This is a genomic window from Streptomyces sp. NBC_00448 (assembly GCF_036014115.1).
Lineage (GTDB): Bacteria > Actinomycetota > Actinomycetes > Streptomycetales > Streptomycetaceae > Actinacidiphila.
Window position 1 is genome coordinate 200,833 of sequence record NZ_CP107913.1, and the last position, 20,076, is coordinate 220,908.

At 71.7% G+C, this 20,076-nt stretch carries 14 protein-coding genes and 2 pseudogenes; 11 read left to right on the forward strand and 5 right to left on the reverse strand.

Annotated features, from left to right (window positions below; translation table 11 throughout):
- Positions 1-33 precede the first annotated feature (33 nt).
- Together OG370_RS00930 and OG370_RS00935 are read right to left on the reverse strand one after the other, a co-directional pair.
- Positions 34-843, reverse strand: coding sequence for a trypsin-like serine peptidase (locus OG370_RS00930; RefSeq protein WP_328459527.1), 810 nt, complete (start codon positions 841-843; stop codon positions 34-36).
- Positions 844-1,238: 395 nt separating this feature from the next.
- The gene (locus OG370_RS00935; RefSeq protein ID WP_328459529.1) at positions 1,239-2,630 is read right to left on the reverse strand and encodes an FG-GAP repeat domain-containing protein; all 1,392 of its coding nucleotides are present in this window, start codon (positions 2,628-2,630) and stop codon (positions 1,239-1,241) included.
- Positions 2,631-2,799: 169 nt separating this feature from the next.
- Here OG370_RS00935 and OG370_RS00940 point away from each other — a divergent pair, with 169 nt between their 5' ends.
- Positions 2,800-3,102 carry an ArsR/SmtB family transcription factor gene (locus OG370_RS00940; protein ID WP_328459531.1) on the forward strand — a complete coding sequence of 101 codons (303 nt, stop codon included), beginning with the start codon at positions 2,800-2,802 and terminating at the stop codon, positions 3,100-3,102.
- Positions 3,099-3,491 (forward strand): annotated as a pseudogene (locus OG370_RS00945) (VOC family protein). Before OG370_RS00940 ends, OG370_RS00945 begins: the two are co-directional and overlap by 4 nt.
- A gap of 167 nt (positions 3,492-3,658) precedes the next feature.
- Here OG370_RS00945 and OG370_RS00950 read toward each other — a convergent pair.
- Positions 3,659-4,435 carry a ribonuclease activity regulator RraA gene (locus OG370_RS00950; RefSeq protein WP_328459533.1) on the reverse strand — a complete coding sequence of 259 codons (777 nt, stop codon included), beginning with the start codon at positions 4,433-4,435 and terminating at the stop codon, positions 3,659-3,661.
- 155 nt (positions 4,436-4,590) lie between these two features.
- Between OG370_RS00950 and OG370_RS00955 the strand changes: the two genes are divergently transcribed.
- From OG370_RS00955 to OG370_RS00980, 6 genes are all read left to right on the forward strand, one after another.
- The gene (locus OG370_RS00955; protein ID WP_328459535.1) at positions 4,591-5,850 is read left to right on the forward strand and encodes an alpha-L-fucosidase; all 1,260 of its coding nucleotides are present in this window, start codon (positions 4,591-4,593) and stop codon (positions 5,848-5,850) included.
- 5 nt (positions 5,851-5,855) lie between these two features.
- A complete protein-coding gene (locus OG370_RS00960; RefSeq protein ID WP_328459537.1) occupies positions 5,856-7,850 on the forward strand; it encodes a heparinase II/III domain-containing protein in 1,995 nt (664 codons plus the stop codon).
- 634 nt (positions 7,851-8,484) lie between these two features.
- Entirely contained in the window at positions 8,485-9,732 is a 1,248-nt protein-coding gene (locus tag OG370_RS00965) for an ABC transporter substrate-binding protein (RefSeq protein ID WP_328459539.1), read from the forward strand.
- Between the two features lie 98 nt (positions 9,733-9,830).
- Complete coding sequence (locus tag OG370_RS00970) at positions 9,831-10,670, forward strand: carbohydrate ABC transporter permease (protein WP_328473699.1); 840 nt, start codon at positions 9,831-9,833, stop codon at positions 10,668-10,670.
- Positions 10,671-10,679: 9 nt separating this feature from the next.
- Positions 10,680-11,594, forward strand: coding sequence for a carbohydrate ABC transporter permease (locus tag OG370_RS00975; protein WP_328459541.1), 915 nt, complete (start codon positions 10,680-10,682; stop codon positions 11,592-11,594).
- Between the two features lie 49 nt (positions 11,595-11,643).
- Positions 11,644-13,644 carry a right-handed parallel beta-helix repeat-containing protein gene (locus tag OG370_RS00980; RefSeq protein WP_328459543.1) on the forward strand — a complete coding sequence of 667 codons (2,001 nt, stop codon included), beginning with the start codon at positions 11,644-11,646 and terminating at the stop codon, positions 13,642-13,644.
- Positions 13,645-13,707: 63 nt separating this feature from the next.
- Here OG370_RS00980 and OG370_RS00985 read toward each other — a convergent pair whose 3' ends face one another.
- Together OG370_RS00985 and OG370_RS00990 are read right to left on the reverse strand one after the other, a co-directional pair.
- Positions 13,708-14,445 carry a GntR family transcriptional regulator gene (locus OG370_RS00985; RefSeq protein WP_328459545.1) on the reverse strand — a complete coding sequence of 246 codons (738 nt, stop codon included), beginning with the start codon at positions 14,443-14,445 and terminating at the stop codon, positions 13,708-13,710.
- Positions 14,446-14,777: 332 nt separating this feature from the next.
- A complete protein-coding gene (locus tag OG370_RS00990; RefSeq protein ID WP_328459547.1) occupies positions 14,778-15,623 on the reverse strand; it encodes an amidohydrolase family protein in 846 nt (281 codons plus the stop codon).
- Positions 15,624-15,781: 158 nt separating this feature from the next.
- Here OG370_RS00990 and OG370_RS00995 point away from each other — a divergent pair, with 158 nt between their 5' ends.
- The 3 genes and pseudogenes from OG370_RS00995 to OG370_RS01005 all read left to right on the forward strand — a co-directional run.
- Positions 15,782-17,680, forward strand: coding sequence for a hypothetical protein (locus OG370_RS00995; protein WP_328459549.1), 1,899 nt, complete (start codon positions 15,782-15,784; stop codon positions 17,678-17,680).
- Positions 17,677-18,633, forward strand: coding sequence for an aldo/keto reductase (locus tag OG370_RS01000; protein WP_328459551.1), 957 nt, complete (start codon positions 17,677-17,679; stop codon positions 18,631-18,633). The genes OG370_RS00995 and OG370_RS01000 overlap by 4 nt, the downstream gene beginning before the upstream one ends.
- Before the next feature lie 225 nt (positions 18,634-18,858).
- A pseudogene (locus OG370_RS01005) lies at positions 18,859-20,055 on the forward strand (Cmx/CmrA family chloramphenicol efflux MFS transporter); the annotation flags it as partial.
- Positions 20,056-20,076: the final 21 nt, after the last annotated feature.

Here is a 20,076-nt window from a genome sequence, read left to right on the forward strand (position 1 = left end):
CGGGGCCGGCCCGGGTGGACGCCGCCGGACGTCTCAGCAGCCGTCGCTTCCGGCGGCCGGCACCACGTCGGGGTGCTGGCCCAGGGTCGCGCGGAGGATCAGCTTGTCCGCCTGCCAGGTGAGCGGCGAGGAGTAGGAGGTGTACTCGTAGCAACCGCCCTGGTACAGGCCGCCGATGACACCGACCACCTCGGTGACATGGGTGCCCGGCACCTTCGCCAGCCACGGGCTGCCGCTGCTGCCGCCCACGAAGCCATGGCAGTTGAAGCCGGGGAACCCGTCGGTGTACGTGGCGGTGGTGGCGCAGTGGATCGGCAGGTCGTCGATGCCGGAGTTGTACGCGACGTCCGTGATGCTCCGGCCCGCGCGGGGCGCGGGGGCCAGGACGTTGCCGCCCGTCACGTCCTGGATCGCGGTCTTGACGCCCCCGATCGACTGGTCGGCGACCTGCAGGATCGCGTAGTCGTAGTGCGGGTCCTGGCCGCCGGCCCACCGCGGGTCGATGTAGGCGTGCGTCACGGTCCACACGCCGTACGGGGTCTGCCCGCCGCGGTAGCCGGGGGCGAACTGCCAGCCGGCGGCGGTGCCCGTGACGCAGTGCGCGGCGGTGACGAGAAGGTCGTGGCGGGGGCTCGCCACCACGCTGGCGGTGCAGCCGTGGTGCTGGTCGAGCCCGTTGCGGAACAGCGGGCCCACGGTGGGCGTCCCGTCGAACGTGGTCGCCGTGGGGGTCTGCGGCGGCGGGGGCGGGTCGGCCAGCGCGGGGACGGCGGACATGATCCCCACCGCCGCCAGCGCGGTCGCGATCACCGTCATCACCCTCGCGCGGGAGAACCTGACCATGGGAGGACCCTTCGCTCGAACGGCCGGTCGGACGGGTGGAGCGCAGCCGGCGGGTGGGCTGGTCGGCGCATCGGGGGACGAGTACCCCCTGGACCCGCGAACTCACGGACGATCCTCCCGCCCGCACGCCCATCCGCACGTGCCGCCGGACCGGCCACCCGGCGTGTCGCCGGTTCCGCGGCACGACCCGGAACGCTACCCCCCGATCCCCACCCGGAACAGCAGTCCCGCGACTTCCGCCCGGACGAAACCACTCCACCCGGGTGAAACGGAATCGGTGGGCGCCCCGCCCGGCGCTCCGGGGCGAACCGGGGTGGCACCAGCTCGGCCTCCAGAGCGGGCGTCCTCCGGGTCGCCCCGGCGGGAGCCGTCACCGCCCCGCCGGCATGAGCCGTTCAGTGGCCGAAGGCCGATCCGAAGCCCGGGCCGTCGGGCGGGACGGCCGTATCGAGGTCGCCGGAGCTGATCGTGACCGGATGCCGCAGGTCGAGGCCGCTCGCGCTGCCGCGCAGCACCGTCAGCCGCTGGGGGCGGAGGTAGGACGCCCCGGTGACGAGGTCGGCCCGACCGTCGCCGTCGGTGTCGAGCATCGCCATGGCCGTCACACCCTTGCGGGGCACGCGCTGGGCACCGGACGTGGTCAGCCCCCGCGGACCACCGAGCAGCACCAGCAGCTCGGCCGAGTCCTTGCCGGCCTGGGCGACGAACGCGAGATCCGCGTAGCCGTCCCCGTTCACGTCCCCCGCCACCGGCAGGCTGCCGAACCCGTCCGCGACAGGCGCCCCGGGCAGCCCGGGAGTCCTGGCCGTCAAGGTGACCGGCTTGCGCGCGGTGCCGTGCTTGCTGCCGTACCACACGGTCAGCCGGCTGCCGCCGGTCGGCGGGACCGGCTCCTCGTCGTTCGAGCGCAACTCGTCCGGCAGGCCGACCGCGATGTCGTCGCAGCCGTCGTGGTCGAAGTCGCCGACGGTGACGGGCTCGCCGTAGGAACTGCCGTACACGTCCCTGCCCTGGGCGTCCTTCAGCCGCGGGCCCCGGCTGATCCCCTTGCGCGTGCCGTACCAGACGACCGTGGCGCGCGGGGTGTGGGCCACGTCGGTGTACTCGGCGGCCCAGGAGGTGATCAGGTCGTCGCGGCCGTCCCCGTTGACGTCGCCGACCGCGACCACGTTCTCGCTCTGGAAGCCGTTCTCGTCCATCGGCATCTTCACGGTCGCGGTGCGGGCCGGCTTGCCGGAACGGCTGAACGGCCCGTAGAAGATGGTCTCGGTCGAGGACCCGTCGTCGTAGCCGCCGCCCACGGTGGCGATCAGGTCGGCGTGGCCGTCGCCGTCGAAGTCGCCGGTGAAGGGCCGGGTGCCGTGCAGCCGCGCGGGCTTGCCGCCTGCCGCGGAGCCGCTCCACACCACGAACAGCGTGCTGTAGCCGGCTTGGACGACGAGGTCGGCCTTGCCGTCGCCGTCCAGGTCGGCCGAGGTCGCGTTCGCCCCGAAGTAGGCGCCCTGGCCCGCGGGGCCCGCGCCGACGCCGTTCTGCGTCAGCATCCGCGCGTGCTTCGGGTCCGGTCCGCGAGCGCTGCCCGGCAGTACCGCGGCGTACCCGCCATACCGCAGACCGTCGACCGTGGCCTCGCTGTTGGTGACGACGAGGCCGTCCTTGCCGGTCCCGTCGAAGTCGTACGGAGCCGCGCCCTTGCTGTCTCCGGACGAGTCGCCCGAGCAGCCCGCCAGGCCCAGGATCGCCCAGCACACCGTGGCCGCGACACCCGCGGCAATCCGCCTTCGCATGGGAACGCAGACTCGGGACGGCCGGGAAAGGTTGCCCTGCGCCACCGATCCATCCGGGCTGACCGGGCCACCCGCGCACCCACGGACCCGCACCCGCGAGCGCGGGACGAGCCGGAGTGCGGTGGTCTTCGACTTGATAGGCAAGTGAACGCTTGCCTATCCTGAGGTGGTGGCAGACGACCTCTTCAAAGCCCTGGCGGACGCCACCCGTCGCACCATCCTGGACGAGTTGGCGGAGAAGTCCGGGCAGACGCTGTTCGAGATCTGCGCGCGCCTGACCATGAAGCACCGGCTCGGCATCTCGCGTCAGGGGGTCTCCCAGCACCTCGCCGTACTGGAGGCCGCCGGGCTCGTCGTGACCAGGCGGGAGGGCCGTTACAAGTTCCACGACCTCGACACGGCCCCGCTGCGGCAGATCGCAGAGCGATGGCCCGTGCCCGACACCTCCGCACCGGAAGAGAGCACCCCGTGAAGATCCATCTGACCAGTGTCTTCGTCGACGACCAGGCCGAGGCGGAGCGCTTCTACACCGAGATCCTCGGCTTCGTGAAGAAGCAGGACGTGCCGCTCGGCGAGCAGGACCGCTGATTGACCGTCGTCTCGCCGAACGATCCCGACGGCACCGAACTCCTTCTGGAGCCCGCCGGCCACCCGGCCGTCAAGCCCTACCGCGACGCGCTGGTCAAGGACGGTATCCCGCTCGCCCAGTTCGCCGTCGACGACGTGCGGGCGCAGTACGAGCGGCTGCTCGGCCTCGGTGTCCGCTTCACCCAGGAGCCCCTGACGATGGGCCCCGTCACCACCGCCGTCTTCGACGACACCTGCGGCAACCTCATCCAGATCGCGACAGCGCCCCAGTAGGCGGCCGGCCAGGCCGCGGACCCACGGACCCGCGGGCACCCGGCGTCACACACCACCGGAGCGAGACCGAAGGGGCCGAAGTCGCCGACCGCGCCGCCGACGGCGCGGCCTCGCCGCCCCATACGGCAAGACCGCGACCATCGTCCCGACCGGACGGAACTCTCTGTCTAGCTCGCGCCCTCCGCCGCGCGTCCCACGAGGTACTCCGACAGCCCCGCGCCGGTGAGCGGGTAGTAGTCGGAGAGCCGTCCGCCCTCGTCGAGGCGCTGCCGGGCGAAGATCTCCCGGTCCTGGTGGGCCAGCGAGTCCTCGCCCAGCGGAACCGCGTTGGCCTGCGGCACCGCGACCGCCCCGTCCTCGTCGGCGACGATCAGGTCTCCCGGGGTCACCAGGACACCGCCGACGCCCACCGGCACGTTGAAGGCGGACGGGAACAGCTCCGTCTGCGACGCGTAGTGCGGCGTCACCCCGGTGCACCAGACGGGTACGCCCAGCGCCCGAATCCGGGCCGCGTCGCGGACCCGTCCGTCCACCACGATGCCCGCGCCGCCGCGCAGCTTGAAGTAGCGCACCAGCATGTCGCCGAGGCAGCCGGTGAAGTGGCTGCCGTGCGCCGACACCACCAGCACGTCACCGGGCTGGATGGACTCCAGCACGCCCCACAGCGCGGTCTTGCGCTCGGCGTCCTCCTGTTCGGCGCCGGAGAAGACGTCCTCCCGCTGCGGGAGGAACTCCAAGGTCACGGCGCCGCCGATGACCGTGACGTCCGGTTCCCTGTGCAGCGGCACCGGCCCGTCGATGAAGGTCCGCGTGATGCCGGTCTGGTGCAGCTTCGCGCAGGCCGTCGCGGCGCTCACCCCCTTGAGTGCCGTGAGCATGCGCTCGGTCGGCCGGACGTAGGACGCGGTGTGGACCGGCGCCAGCATCGAATCGTACGTCTGCATGTCCCCCACTTTCGGCGCTCCCTGATCCCCTGTCGGGTTCATCCGCCACGCCTTTCTGCGCACAGCTCTGCACGCAACCATCAGTGACATTATCGCCTATCGATGGTAGATAACAGCCGACCGACAAGAACTGTCAACCACGACAGGAGACTTCAGTGCCCACCCCAACCCCGCCCTCCCTCGCATGGTTCAGGGCCGCGCGCTTCGGACTTTTCGTCCACTTCGGGCTCTACAGCCTCGCGGCGCGCCACGAGTGGGTGCGCAGCCGGGAGGCCATGTCCCAGGAGGCGTACGACCGTTACCTGGAGCACTTCGACCCGGACCTGTTCGACGCGAAGAAGCTGGCGCGGGCCGCGCGCGAGGCCGGGATGCGGTACGCGGTGCTGACCGCCAAGCACCACGACGGGTTCTGCCTGTTCGACTCCTCGCTCACCGACTACACCTCGGCACGCGCGACCGGCCGGGACCTGGTGGCCGAGTTCGCCGACGCGATGCGGGCGGAGGGGCTGCGGGTCGGGCTGTACTACTCGCTGCTCGACTGGCACCACCCCGACTTCCCGGTGGACCGCCACCATCCGCTGCGCGGCACGCCGGCGGAACAGGAGCCCCGGGACCTGGCCGAATACCGCAGGTATCTGCACGACCAGGTACGGGAGTTGCTCACCGGCTACGGGCAGATCGACCTTCTGTTCTTCGACTTCAGCTACCCGGGGATGGGACCCGCCGAGTGGGGCGCCGAGGAACTGCTCGGCACCGTGCGCGAGTTGCAGCCCGGCATCGTCGTCAACGACCGGCTCGGCATCCCGGGCGACTACGTGACGCCCGAGCAGTACCAGCCGGACGAGCCGCTGGAGCGGGACGGCGTGCCGGTCATGTGGGAGGCGTGCCACACGCTCAACGGGTCGTGGGGCTACGACCGGGACAACCACGACTACAAGGACCCCGGCCTGCTGGTCCGGATGCTGGTGCAGTCGGTGGCCTGCGGCGGCAACATGCTGCTCAACGTCGGCCCGACCGGCCGCGGCGCGCTGGACCCGCGGGCCCGGGACACGCTGCGGCAGCTCGGCGAGTGGAGCGAGGTGCACGCCCGGTCCGTGCACGGCGCCGGCCCGAGCGCATACCAGCCGCCCAGCCAGGGCCTGTACACGCAGGCGGGAAACCGGCTCTACCTGCACCTGCCCACCTGGCCGCTCAAGCACGTCCACCTGCCCGGACTCGCGGGCCGGGTGCGCTACGCGCAGTTCCTGCACGACGGGTCGGAGGTCCGGTTCAGCCGGCTCGACGGCGCCCAGCACGAGCACAACAACCTGGCTCCTCCCGGCCGCAGCGCGGACACGCTCACCCTCACGGTGCCGATCGCCCGGCCCGACGTGCTGCTCCCCGTGATCGAGCTGGTGCTGGACGGGGAGGGCTGATCGCCGTGACCGGACCCCTGTACGAGCGTCTGGCCCCGGCCCTGGACCCGCCCGGCGGCGCCGCACCCGCGCATCCGCTGTCGGCCGGCCCCGCCGCGCGCTGTGGTGTTCCCGACGTGACCGACCGGTCCGTGTGGGACGCCGTCCCCGAGCCGATACGTGCCGAGGTCCTGTCCCTGGCCGGCGCCGAACTGGCCCGCCCGGCACCGTCGTTGACCGCCTCGGCCTGGGCCAGGGCGCTGCGCGACGGCGATCGGGACGCCTACGAGGGGCGGGCCAGGGCGCTGCGGGAGCGGGTGACGCTGTTGGTGCTGGCCGCCGTGCTCACCGGCGAGGTGGCGGACGCGGACGCGCCCGGGGGGTGCCCGCACCTGGATGCCGCTGTGGACGGGCTGGTCGCCTTCGCCGAGGCGAGCACCTGGTGCTGGGCGCCGCACGACCGCCATACGTCCTCCCGCGGGGAGGTGGTGCCCGACCCGGAGCAGCCGTTCCTCGATCTGGGCGCGGCGGAGGCCGCGGCGCTGTTCGCGTGGGCGGACCGCGTGCTCGGGCCGCACCTCGACCGGAGGGCGCCCGGCGTGCGTCGCCGGCTGCGCCGCGAGGTGGACCACCGGGTGCTCACACCGTTCGAACAGGTCCGGGACTGGCACTGGATCGGCGCCGACGGCAGCGCCAACAACTGGAACCCCTGGGTCCACAGTGCCGTCGTGGCCTCGGCGTTGCTGCTGTGCGACGACGACACCCGGCGTGCCCGCCTGGTCCGCCTGGCCGTCCGGGACCTGGACCACTACCTGGTCGCGCTGCCCGACGACGGCGGGATCGACGAGGGCATCGCGTACTGGTTCGCGGGGGCGTGCCGCGTGCTGGAGACGCTGGACCTGCTCGCCGACACCGGCGGCGCGCAGCTCGACGCGCGGGACCTGCCGCTGCTGCCGCAGGTGCTGCGCTACCCGCAGCGGATGCACTTCGGCGCGGACTTCTACGTCAACGTCGGTGACGCGCCTGCACGGTTGGGGGGCGGGCGGCCCTGGCAGGTAGTGTTCCGGTGGGGCGAACGGCTGGGCCAGGCGGAGACGGCCGCCCACGCGGTGGCCGCGGCCCGGCAGGCGGGTGGCGTGGCGGACGTCGGCGGCCTCGGGCGCTCACTGGCCGCGCTGGCGGACGCGCGGTGGTGCCGTGCCGTCACCACCGAGGACACGGTCACCGCCGGGGCCGCCCTCTCCCCCGAGGCCGCCGAGCGTGCCGAGGACGGTGCGCCGTGGCTGGCGCACGCCTCCTGGCTGCCGCGCCTGCAACTCCTGGTGGCCCGTGAGACGGCGGGCACGTCGTCCGGGCTGGCGATGGCGGTGAAGGCGGGGCACAACGGCGAGCATCACAACCACCTGGACGTCGGCTCGTACTGGGTGGCGGTGGACGGCCGGCCGCTGGTGGTGGACGTGGGGCGGCCGGTCTACACCGCGCAGACCTTCGGGCCTCGGCGCTACGAGGCCTGGCCGTTCCAGAGCGCGTGGCACAACGTCCCCGAGCCGGGCGGCGGGCAGGCACCGGGCACCGAACACGGCGCTCGCGAGGTGACCGTACGACTCGACGACGCGGTCACCGCGCTGCGCGCCGAGTTGAGCGGCGCCTATCCGCCGGGCCTGGTGGCCCGCTGGGAGCGGGAGGTGCGACTGGTCCGCGCCGCCGGCGGCGAGCCGGCCGAGGTGGTCGTGGAGGACCGCTGGGAAGGACCGAGCAGAGAGCTGACCGTCCGTCATGTTCTTTCCGGTGAGGTCGAGTTGGGCGAGGGGTGGGCGCTGGTGTCGGCGCGCTCGGGTCCCGCTCTGCGTATGGAGTGGGACCAGCGCATCGCCGTCGCCGCGATCGAGCCGCGGGAGCTGGACGACGCGCAGGTGCGGCTGAGCTGGGGCGACCGGCTCACCCGGCTGACCCTGACGGTCCCGGCGCCCGCCGACTCCGGCCGGATCTCCGTGCGTTGGCGCCGGTCCGACGGAAGGTAAGGGCTTGCTGCACGGCTCTTGAACATGCGGGGCGGCCCACATAGCATCAGTAATCGATAGACGATAATCCTTGGAGGTGAAGGTCCATGCGACTCCACCAGAGGCCGTGGGCCGTCACTTCGTGGCCGCGCGGTGCGGCCCTGACACCCGCACCGCGCACCGGGCCGGTCCCCGCGCGCGGCCGGCCCGGACGAGAGGCCGGCACGGGACGCGTGCCGGCGTCCGGGCCGCACCCGCCCGCGCGGCGGCCGGCGTCCCGCGTCCCGCGGGACGGCACCGCGCCGGGCGGGCGGGTCCCCTCCCCACCGGTGAGGGGACGGCCGGAAGGCCCGCACCACACGCGAGCCGTGCCGCTCCCCCGCGGAGCCGGCTCGCCCAGGACCGGCCGGCGGGCCACGCCCGCCCGGCCGCAGCAATTCCCACCGCCCGCACCGCAGCCGGTCGGTGGCCCCACGGGAATCGCCGCATGGCGGTTCCCGCAGCAAGCGACCCTTTCGTCGACGCAATAAGGAACCCTGCGGTCGGGACCGTCGGAACCGATTTCCCGGTCTCCTGCGGGCAGTTGACCCCGCCGAAATCATGTGCTTCGATCTCGGCCGTCTGTGTTCATGACTACGCAACGGAGCGTGTCTCTATGAGAAAGATCTGGCGCCGCACCTGCGCTCTCGCCGCGGCCCCTTTGGTAATGGCATCGGCCGCGGCCTGTGGTGGTAACGATTCCGGGAGTTCCGCCGGGGGCACGACCCTCCGCGTCATCGTCAACATCACTCCCAACCTCACCGAGCAGTACTGGAACACCCTTTTCGACACGTACGAGAAGGCGCACCCCGGCACGAAGGTCAAGCTGGAGCTGACCGGCACGATATCGGCGAACGCCAAGCTCACCCAGGACCTCGCCGCGGGCGACCCGCCGGACATCGCGCAGCAGATCACGCCGACCGCGGACGACACGGACCTGTACACCGACCTCACCGACCAGCCCTGGACGGCGAAGACCCCGCTGGCCGACCAGTACGCGATCGACGGAAAGCGGTATGTGGTCGGTGTGGGCGAGCAGATCCAGTCGCTCGTCTTCTACGACAAGGCCGCTTTCACCAAGGCCGGCGTGGACGCGTCGAGTATCAAGACGATGGCTCAGTTCACCGCCGCGATGGGGAAGTTGAAGACCGCGGGATACACCCCGTTGCAGACCGCCGGGCAGTGGGTGACGGGTGCCCAGTTCTCGATGATGGCCGACGCCGGCGTGATGACCGCGGACCCGGACTGGGTCGCCAAGCGCAATGACGGCAAGGTCAAATTCGCCGACAGCGGTTACACGTCCTATTTCCAGGACTACAAGAACTGGATCGACTCCGGTTACCTGAACAAGAGCGCGCTCGGCCTGACCTACGCGGACGGCCAGACGGCTTTCCTCAACGGCAAGTCGGCGATGTACATCATGGGTTCGTACTTCGTGCCCGCCGCGGACCAGGCCAAGAAGAGCGACGGGATCGGCGTGTTCTCCATGCCGACCGACGGCGCCTACCCCTCGGGCCAGTTCGGCAACATCTCCGACCCGTACGTCGTGGTCAACCACTCCAAGCACAAGGCAGCGGCGATCGACTTCGTCAAGTGGCTGGTCACCGACCCCGCGGCGGTCAAGAGCCAGCTCGCCGCCGACGGCAACCTGCGGCAGGGCTTCGACTACCCGATGTCCAGCCTCGGCAAGTCCGTTCAGCAGATCCTGGACAAGGCGCCCTCGGTGATCGTCAAGTCGGGGAAGAACCAGCCGATCGCCGGCTACAGCGACCAGCTCAACACGACGATCCAGTCGCTGTTCTCGGGTAAGTCCGCGAAGAGCGCGGCGTCCGGATTGGACAAGTGGTGGAACTCGCAGAGCTGACACGGCGGGGGCAGCGCTCCGGCGCTGTCCCCGGCCCGGGCAGACCCGCGCCGAGCCGCCGGGCCACCCGCATCCGGGGGGCCGCCGTCTCCGTGGCCATGATGGGCCCGGCGGTGGTGCTGTACACGGTGCTGACCGTCGTACCGGTCGGGGTCGCGATCTATCTGAGCCTGACCGACTGGAACGGCTTCTCCTCCGCCGACTTCATCGGCCTGGCCAACTACCGGCACCTGTTCGACGACCCCAACTCCACCCAGTCCTGGTACGTGACGGCGCTCATCGCCGTCTTCGGCACCGTGTTCGAGGTGGGTCTGGGCCTGGTGTACGCGCTGATCCTGAAGGGGCGTTCCCGCGGCAACTCGTTCTTCCGTGCCGTGGCGTACTTCCCGCATGTGATCAGCGCGCTGATCCTCGGCTATCTGTGGGCGGCGATCCTCGGCACCAACGGCGCCATCAACAACACGCTGGCCAAGTTCGGCGTCGACCCGGTCGGGTTCCTCTTCGACGAGCACATGGCGCTGATCTCGCTGATCGCCGTCATCGTGTGGGCCGGTTTCGGCTTCAACGTGGTGCTGTTCGTGGCGGCGTTGCAGACGGTGCCCGCCGAACTGCTGGAGGCCGCGGCGATCGACGGCGCGAACCGGCGCCAGACCAACCTGCGGGTCGTCATCCCGATGATCGCGCCGGTGGTGACCATCGCGACGGTGCTCAACCTGGTCGGGCTGATCCGCGCCTACGACATCGTGGTGAGCCTCACCGGCGGCGGGCCGGCCGGTTCGACCCAGACGTTCTCGTACCTCATTCTGGCCCGCTCCTTCGAGAGCACCAAGGTCGGATACGCGACCGCCCAGGCGGTGTTCCTGATGGTCGTGTCCGCCGTGCTGGCCCTCGTGGTGACGGCACTGCGCAACCGCCAAGATCAAGCAGCGACAGGTTAGGAGGCGGTGATGGCCGTGCTGGAGGCGGAGCCCCGGGACAAGAGCAGGACGACATCGGTCGCCGGAGGTGACGGTCCCACGCGCGAGGAGCGGCGGGAGGCGCGCTCCCCGCTGCGCTGGTTCCTGCTGACCTTGTTGTTCCTGGTCATGGTCGTGCCGGTGTACCTGCTGGTGGTCAACAGTTTCAAGTCACAGACCGACATTCTCAACAACCCCTTCTCGCTGGTGCCGAGCCGTCTGACGTTCTCGCACCTGTCGGCGGCGATCCACAGCCCGCAGTACAACGTCATCGGCGGCTACGGGTTCACCCTGTTCCTGGTCGTGGCCGTGGACGTGCTGTGCATCGTGTTCGCCGGACCGGCCGCGTACGCGATCGCCCGGAGCATGAAGCGGCGCACGCAACTGGTGATGCTGTACTTCCTCGCCGGGACCTTCATCCCGGGCGCGGCGGTGATCATCCCGGTGATCTACGTACTGCGGGACCTCGGGCTCGCCAACACCGTCACCGGCCTGGTCGCCCACGACGTGGCGTCCACGCTGCCGGTGAGCATCTTCCTGTTCGTCGGCTTCATCCGCACCATCCCGGTGGACATCGACCACGCGGCGACCATCGACGGCGCGGGCCGCTACCGGACCTTCTGGACCATCATCTTCCCGCTGATGCGTCCCGCGGTCGTGACCGTGCTGATCCTCAACTCCATCGGTATCTGGAACGACTTCATCAGTCCGCAGATCCTGCTGAGCCCGTCGTCCGGGCACTACACGGTGACGACGGCGATCTACGCCGGGATCAGCCAGTACTCGACCGACCTGACGAAGGTCTTCCCCAACCTGCTGCTCGCGGTGGCCCCCGTGGTCATCTTCTTCATCTACATGCAGCGCCACATCATCAGCGGTCTCACGGTCGGCGCGGTCAAGGGATGACACCGCCCGACCGGTTCCCATCAGTCCAGTCAGGAGAAAGGACAGTGGAGTGCTCAACAGATCGCACACCCGCACCCGCCGGGGCCTGCTCACCGCGGTGACCGCCGCGGCGGCCGTCCTGTCGATGGTGGCGGCCGCCCCGGCCGACGCCCACAGTGCCCACCGGCACGCCGCCGAGACGGGCCAGACGTACTACGTCTCGCCGTCGGGCAGCGACACCTCGGGCGGGCTCAGCTCCGGCACGCCGTTCCAGCACATCCAGAAGTGTGCCGATGTCATGGTCGCCGGCGACACCTGCATGATCGAGTCGGGCACCTACCAGGAGACGGTCGTGCCCGCCCACTCGGGCAGCTCGGGCCTGCCCATCACCTACCGCGCGGCCGCGGGCGCCAAGGTGACCATCAGCGGCGCCTCCAGCGTCGCCGGCTGGACGCAGGTGACCGGCGCCGACGTCACCGCCATCGGCCAGAGCGACCCCTACGCGCTGAACTCGGCGTTCAGCGACGCGGTGGCCGCCGGCCACGTCTGGAGCACGGGCGTCGACCTCGGCAGCGACCCGTCCACGGTGCAGGTCTTCACCGACAAGCAGATGGACATCGAGGCCCAGTGGCCCTACCCGGGCCTGGACCTGCTCAACCCGACGATCGAGCACGCCGGTGCCGGCAGCGCGGACGCCACCATCGACGACGCCTCGCTGACCCGCCCCGCGGGGTACTGGAACGGCGCGCGGGCGCTGACCGGCTACTGGTACGTGTCGGCCACCACCACCGTGGCCAGTTCCGCCGCCGGCTCGGTGACGCTGGCCGCCGCGCCGCCGTGCGTCCACAAGGTGGTGCCGACCGACACCCGCTACTCGCTGTCCGGCAAGATCGGCGAGCTGGCGAACCCCGGTGAGTGGTTCTACGACCCGACCGCGCACCGCCTGTACCTCTACAGCACGGACAGCCCGGCGCAGCACACCGTCGAGGCGAAGGCGCGGCAGCTCGCCTTCGACCTGACGAACGCGTCGTACACCTCGGTCGTCGGGGTCGACCTGTTCGCCTCGACGATCAGGACCGGGTCGACGACCAGCCACGACACGCTGGACACGATCACCGGCAGCTACCTGTCGCACTACACGGACATCACGCAGGGCACCACGGACTGCGGGTCCAGCGTGGACCGCGGGATCAGTGACACCGGCGTCGTGCTGAACGGCACGAACAACACGATCGTGAACAGCGACCTGTCGCTGAGCGCCGGCAACGGCATCGCGCTGGGCGGGCAGAACAACACCGCCACCGACAACATCATCCACGACGTGGACTACATGGGCACCTACGCGGCCGGCATCGCCGTGATGGGCAACTCCCAGACGGTCATGAACAACACGATCTACCGGGTCGGCCGCAGCGGCATCAACCTGCAGTGGGGGACGAACGCGGGGCTCACCGCCGACAAGGACCGGATCGCGTACAACGACATCTCGCAGTACGCCCGGCTCAGCCTGGACACCGCCGGCATCTACACCTGCTGCGGCGCCGACATGATGGGCACCTCTGTCGACCACAACCTGCTGCACGACGGCACGCCGACCCCGGGGGTGACGCCGTTCGCGGTCGCCGGTGTCTACGCGGACAACGGGCAGAGTGACCTGGTGATCGCGAACAACGTCGGCTGGAACAACCTCCAGGGCACGGTGATGCTGAACGGCCTGGGCTCCGGGTCGTACAACAACGGCGTGTACAACAACACCGGCGGCATGACGATGATGTACGTCAAGGGCACGAACCAGTCGACCGGGACCAAGATCTACAACAACATCGGGACGATCACGGGCTCGGACGGTGCCACCGACGGGGGGCTGCTGATGTCCAACAACCTCGATCCCACGGTCGATCCGCTCTTCGTGGACGCGGCCGGCCACGACTACGAGTTGACCGCCGCGTCGCCGGCCCGCAACCAGGCGATCCCGCTGGCGGGGATCAACGACGGCTCGACGGACGCGGTTCCGAGCCTCGGCGCCTACCAGTACGGTGCGCCGAAGTGGACGGCGGGCGCCCGCCGTTGACGGCTGGAGACAGGTGTGCCCGGGCCGGCGGAGTTCGCCGGCCCGGGCACCTGGGCGTTCGGTTCAGCTGCGGCGCTTGGCCGCCGCGGTCTTCTTGCGGGGCTGCTTCGGCCGCGCGTCGGGGACCGGGCCGCGGCCCGCGGCGTGGTCGGCGAACGCGTCGGCCGCCTGGTCGCCGTCACCGGCGCGCAGCAGGCCCACCAGGCGGCCGTGCTCGTCGGCCATGGCGTGCCAGTCGCCTTCGAACAGCGGGTCGGCGATGGCCCGCAGCGCCCGCAGACTGGGCTCGATGACCTCCCACATCCGCGCCAGGAACGGGTTGCCGGCGCTCTGGCTGATCAGGGTGTGGAACTCGATGTCGGCGTCGCGGAACCGGCCGACGTCGTTGGTCTTGACGGCGCCGTGCATCTGCTCGACCAGCTCGTCGAGCGCTTGCAGCTGCTCCTCGGTGATGCGCTCGGTGGCGAGCTGCGCGGCCAGGCGTTCCAGCGGTTCCCGCACCTGGCGGGCGTACTCGGCGTCCTGGGAGGAGATCTCCACGACGAAGTGGCCGCGGCGCGGGACGTGCATCAGCAGGCCCTCACGGGCCAGTTGCTTGACCGCTTCGCGCACCGGTGCCTGGCTGACCCCCAGCCGCCGTGCGATCTCCGATTCGACCACCCGGTCGTTGGGCCCGAGTTCGCCGTCGACGATGGACTGGCGAAGGAGCCCGTACACCTGGTCCGAGATCAGGGTCTTTCTGAACCGGTCCTTGTTGGTGGCCAGCGTGGAGACGAAGTCAGCCGACGGGTTCGATGCCATGATTCCCAATCCTGCGCTCTGAGGGCGAGTCTTCCATGGTACGCACTTTTATCGTCTATCGATGGATAACCGCCCAAGCTCGCACACCTGCCGCCGGGCTCGCGCACCGCGCGGCGCCCGGCTCGGGTCCGGCCCGGGTGGCAACCCCGCGTACGGCGGCCTCGCCCGGGCCGTCCGATCGGATGTCGATCGGATTCCGGTCGGCCCGCCGGCCCGCCCGGGCCGCGCGGACGCGGCGAGCGGGGCGGCGGCGCGCACCGGCCCGGGCGGACAGGTGTACTCACCTATCGCCTATCGATCGACTGAATCGAAGCAGGATGGCCCGAGCACTGTCAACCGCGCAACCCGTAGACGCGGACGGCCGTCGCGTGCAGGACGTCCTGCTGCCGCGCGGCGGGCAGATGGGCCAGACCGGCCCGGGCCACGTCCAGCGACTGCGCCCGGGAGCCGCGCGGCAGGCAGATCGGCCAGTCCGAGCCGACCAGGCAGCGGTCGGGACCGAAGGCGTCCACCACCTGCCGGACCAGCCGCGTCGTCCGGTCGGCCGGCACGCCGTGCTGCTGGGTGAGCAGGCCGGAGATCTTCACGTGCACGTTCGGCACCGCGGCGGCCAGTTCCATGTCCTGGTACCAACTCCCTGGCTCCTTGAGGAGGTTGGGCGGGTTGCCGAGGTGGTCGACGACCACGGCGAGCGCGGGGTGCGCGGCGGCCGCCTCGGCCGCGGCCCGCAAGGCCCCTTCGCCCAGGTTGAGTTCGAGTGCCACGCCGGCCTCGGCCAGCACGGGGACCAGCCGCCGGGCCGGTTCCGGGGTGTCCTTCCAGGCCGGCCCGCCCATCCGCATGCCGTTCGGCCGGGTGTCGCCCCACGCGTCGAGCAGTGCGCGGAAGCGGTGCGGCCCGGCGCCGCCGTGCACATGAAGGTTGCCGACGTATCCGGCGACGAGATCCGGTCGGCGCAGCCGCAGTTCGCGCAGGTCCAGGGTCTCGGCCGCATCTCCGCGGGAGGCTTCGACGAGCACGGTCCCGGTCAGGCCGGCGCCCGTACCCGCGCCCGCGCCCGCGGCCGCGGCCGCGGCCGCCAGGTCGTCCGCCGTGAAGGGCCGGTAGTGCGCGGAACCCGGCCGTATCCAGGGGAAACCCCGGCGCGGGTCCCACAGATGGGCGTGGCAGTCGATCATGGTCGGCTCCTTCTCCAGGGTCGTCGACGGCTCTTGACACAGCCGTCCCCGCACTGAAGTCTAGTAATCGGCTATCGATGGGCGATTATGGGAGGCCGGGTGTACCCGATACTCGGGGTTGAACGGATCGACGGCACGGACCGCGGGACGGCGGGCCGATGACCGCCCCCGAAGCCGCGCGCGTACCGGAGCTGACCGCCACCCGCCAGGTCACCGACGCACCTCGGTGGGCCGCGCTGGAGCGGGAGTTGTTCGCCGTCCAGGACAAGGCGTGGCGCGTGTTCGCCGAGCGCTACACCGAGGGCGACGGCCGCCTCGTCTTCCGCGACTCGCTCGGCCACGGCCTGGACGACCGCGACGGCGTGGACGACTTCTACGAGCCGTTCTTCAACTGGCCGACGCTGTACCTGCTCGGCGGCAGCGCGGACCTGCTGCCCGCCGCGCGCCGGCACTGGCGCGGGGTGACGCGGCAGCTCACCGAGATGGGCCTGGTCGTGGACGGGCTGGAGCGGGGCTACGACTGGTTCCACCAGGGCGAGGGCATGCTGCTCTTCTACGGCCTGTGCCTCGCCGACCCGGGCGACGCCGAACTGCGGGAGCTGGCCTGCCGGTTCGCCGACGTCTACCTGCCCGGCGGCCCCAACTACGACCCCGAGCACCGGGTCGTCCGGGCGCCGCACACCGGCACCGGCGGACCGCGCCCCGGATTCAGCGACCACGACGTCTACTTCCCCTGGAGCCTGGCGCTGCGGCCCTACGGCCTGCCGCTGGACTGGGGCACCGGGGTCGCCTCCTTCGACGAGCTGGCCGACTCGCCGGAGCGGGCCCGGGCCTACGGACGCGTGATGTGGGACCGGATGGGGCGCGGCGACACGCTCGTCAACGTGGCCTCCACCACGCTCGCCACCAACGCCTGGCTGCTCGGCGGCGACCGGCGCTACGCGGACTGGGTGGCCGAGTACGTCGGCGCCTGGCGGGAGCGGCTGGCCGGCCGCGAGGTCGTGCCCGACAACGCCGGGCTCGGCGGCGAGGTCGGCGAGTACCTGGAGGGCCGCTGGTACGGCGGGCACTACGGCTGGTCGTGGCCGCACGGGCTGTCGTCGGTCGCGTCGGCCGCGATCGTCGGCTCGGTCAACGCGAGCCTGGTGACCGGCGACGACGGCTTCCTGGAGCTGGCCCGCAACCCGCTGGACGCGGTGCTGCGCCACGCCGAGCAGCGCACCGCCGGCGAGATGGGCACCCTCGGCAGCCGCTGGCGTCCGCACCTGGGCACTATCCCGGGTGAGCGCACCTTGATGGTGCCGCAGCGCCACAACGACTCCGGCTGGTTCGACTTCACCGTCATGCCGACCCAACTCCCCCTGTCCCTGTGGCACTTCAGCCGCGACGCCGGCGACGCGGAACGGGTCGAGCGGCTGCGCGAGGGGTCCCGCTGGGACTGGGCGGCGGTGCACACCCAGCGCACCAAGGACGAGTGCGGCCACGAGGAGCCCTGGCACGAGTTCCTGAGCGGACGCAACGCCGACTTCCCCGAGCGGATGCTGGCCAGTGCCCTCGCGGTCTGCGCCCAGCGGGTCGAGGCGATCGAGCGCGACGACATGGACCCGGCCGTCGGCCCCGACGCCCTGGGTATCCACCACTGGCAGAACCTCAACCCGGTGGTCACCGAGGCACTGCTCCAACTGACCACCGGCGCACCGCAGGTGCTCTACAACGGCGGTCTGGCCCAGCTGCACGTGCGCTACCACGACGCCGTCGAGCAGCGCCCCGGGCTGCCCGCGGACGTCGCCGCGCTGGTGTCCGACATCCGGCCCGAGCACACCGTGGTGGAACTGGTCAACCTCGGCACCGCCGCACGCACGGTCCTGCTCCAGGCGGGCTCGTTCGCCGAGCACGTGCTGCACACCGTCCGCGCCGACGACGGCGCCGCACTCCCGGTCGAGGGCCGCTACTGCAAGGTGGTGCTCCCCGGCGGCACCCGGGTGCGGCTGACCATGACGATGACGCTGCGCGGCGGCGATCCCGCCCGCACCTCCCCCTGGGAGGTGGCCCGATGACCGCGCCCCTGGCCCGAAGGACCCCGTCCCGGCTGCCGTTCGACCTGCCCCCGCTGGGGATCGGCACCGCCCCGCTGGGCGGGCTGTTCGAGGAGGTGACCGAGCAGGACGCGGCGGCGACGCTGCGGGCCGCGGCCGAGGCCGGCATCCGCTACTTCGACACCGCGCCGCGCTACGGCCACGGCCAGGCCGAGGAGCGGCTGGGCCGGCTGCTGGAGCCGGCCGGGGTGAACCGGCCGGTGATCTCGACCAAGACCGGCTGGCTGCTGCGACCGCGGGCCGACGGCTCCGGCACCGACGTGGTCACCGACTGGACCGAGGGGGGCATCCGCGAGTCCCTGGAGTCCAGCCTGGAACGCCTCGGGCGGGACGCGGTGGACATCCTCTACCTGCACGACGCTGACGAATACGCAGACGAGGTCCGTGACACCGCGTACGCGGCCGTGCGGCGGCTGCGGGACGAGGGCCTGGTCAAGGCGATCGGGTTCGGCATGAACCACAGCGCGGCGCTCGCCGCGTACGTGGCCGGCTACGAGGTGGACGTCGTCCTGATCGCGGGCCGGTTCTCCCTGCTCGACCACGACGCGATGGACACGCTGCTGCCGCTGTGCGCGAAGACCGGCACCGCGGTGGTGGTGGGCGGGGTCTTCAACACCGGTCTGCTGGCGGACCCTTCGGACGACGCCATGTTCAACTACCGTCCGGTGCCCGCGGAGGCGCTCGCCCGGGCCCGGCGCTGCCAGGCCCTGTGCGACGAGTTCGGGGTGGCACTGCCGGCTGCGGCGGTCCAGTTCCCGTACCTGCACCCGGCGGTCACCTCCGTCGTCGTCGGCTGCCGTTCGGCCGCCGAGGTGACGGCGAACGCCGAGGCGGCACGGACGCCCGTGCCGGACGAGCTGTGGCGGCGCCTGGCCGACGAGGGCTTCGTGCCAAGGGAGTTGGTGGCCGGATAGTTCAACGGTGCGAGCGGGCGGTTCGGTCCGGTAGCGTGCGGGGCATGGTGAGCCCCGAGTCGGACCCGGTGGGGGCTTTCGGTCACGCCGTCAGCCCCCTGAACCGCTGAGTTCGCAGCCCTGATCGTCCCGCCGCGTCACGCGGCCGGACGAGGTGCCTGCCCGTGGGCTGACCGCGGTGACGAGACGTCCTGTTCACGTTTCGCCCCACCTCGGAGCCACCCCATGCCCCTCGCGCTGTATCTGCTCGCCCTGGCCGTCTTCGCCATGGGCACGTCCGAGTTCATGCTCGCCGGCCTGCTGCCGGACCTCGCCGCCGACCTCGGCGTGACCGTGGCCACGGCGGGCGCGCTCACCTCGGCGTTCGCGGTCGGCATGACCATCGGCGCCCCGCTGACGGCCGCGCTCGCCCGCAACCTGCCGAGCCGAACGAGCCTGCTCGGGTTCCTCCTGGTGTTCGCGGCGGCCCATGCCGCGGCCGCCACCACCACGAGTTTCCCGGTCCTGTTCGCCACCCGGGTCGTCGCCGCGCTCGCGAACGCCGGGTTCCTCGCGGTGGCCCTGACGACGGCCACCGCCCTGGTCCCGCCGGACCGCAAGGGCCGCGCGCTCGGCGTGCTCCTGTCGGGCACGACGCTGGCGACCGTCGCCGGTGTCCCCGCGGGCGCGGTGCTCGGCACGCTGCTGGACTGGCGGGCCACGTTCTGGGCCGTCGCCGCGCTCTGCCTGCCCGCGGCGCTCGGCATCCTCAAGGCGGTCCCGGGGCGAGCTGCGGGGCGCGCCGGGCCGGGTACGCCGGGTGAGCCGGGTACGCCATGTGCGACGGCTACGCCGGGTACGCCGCCGCTGCGGTCGGAGTTGGCCCAACTCAAGAGCCGTCAGCTGATCCTGGCGATGCTGCTCGGCGCGCTGGTGAACGCGGCGACCTTCGCGAGCTTCACCTTTCTCGCCCCCGTCACGACCGGCACCGCCGGCCTGGGCCGGCTGTGGGTCCCGGTCGTCCTGATGCTCTTCGGCGCGGGCTCCTTCGCCGGGGTCACCGTCGCCGGGCGCCTGGCCGACCGGCGGCCCGGGCTGGTCGTGGCGGCCGGCGGTCCGATGCTGCTCACCGGCTGGCCCGCCCTGGCACTGCTCGCCGGCTCCCCCGTCGCCCTGTTCACCCTCGTGTGCGTCCAGGGCGCGCTGTCCTTCGCGCTGGGCAGCACCCTGATCACGCGGGTCCTCTACGCGGCCGCGGCCGCGCCCACCATGGCCGGCGCGTACGCGACCGCGGCGCTCAACGTCGGCGCCGCGCTCGGGCCGCTCGTCGCAGCGGCCGCCCTCACCACCCCGGCCGGGGACCTCGGGCCGCTGTGGGCGAGCGGGCTGCTCGTCCTGCTGGCCCTGCTGGTCGCCCTCCCCCACCGCCGCGCGATCGTGACGGGCACCGGCGAGGAAGGGCGG

Coding starts and splice junctions, on each gene's coding strand:
- OG370_RS00930 (WP_328459527.1), bottom strand. CDS start 843: ATGGTCAGGTTCTCCCGCGCGAGGGTGATGACGGTGATCGCGACCGCG.
- OG370_RS00935 (WP_328459529.1), bottom strand. CDS start 2,630: ATGCGAAGGCGGATTGCCGCGGGTGTCGCGGCCACGGTGTGCTGGGCG.
- OG370_RS00950 (WP_328459533.1), bottom strand. CDS start 4,435: ATGCAGACGTACGATTCGATGCTGGCGCCGGTCCACACCGCGTCCTAC.
- OG370_RS00965 (WP_328459539.1), top strand. CDS start 8,485: ATGAGAAAGATCTGGCGCCGCACCTGCGCTCTCGCCGCGGCCCCTTTG.
- OG370_RS00970 (WP_328473699.1), top strand. CDS start 9,831: ATGATGGGCCCGGCGGTGGTGCTGTACACGGTGCTGACCGTCGTACCG.
- OG370_RS00975 (WP_328459541.1), top strand. CDS start 10,680: ATGGCCGTGCTGGAGGCGGAGCCCCGGGACAAGAGCAGGACGACATCG.
- OG370_RS00985 (WP_328459545.1), bottom strand. CDS start 14,445: ATGGCATCGAACCCGTCGGCTGACTTCGTCTCCACGCTGGCCACCAAC.
- OG370_RS00990 (WP_328459547.1), bottom strand. CDS start 15,623: ATGATCGACTGCCACGCCCATCTGTGGGACCCGCGCCGGGGTTTCCCC.
- OG370_RS00995 (WP_328459549.1), top strand. CDS start 15,782: ATGACCGCCCCCGAAGCCGCGCGCGTACCGGAGCTGACCGCCACCCGC.
- OG370_RS01000 (WP_328459551.1), top strand. CDS start 17,677: ATGACCGCGCCCCTGGCCCGAAGGACCCCGTCCCGGCTGCCGTTCGAC.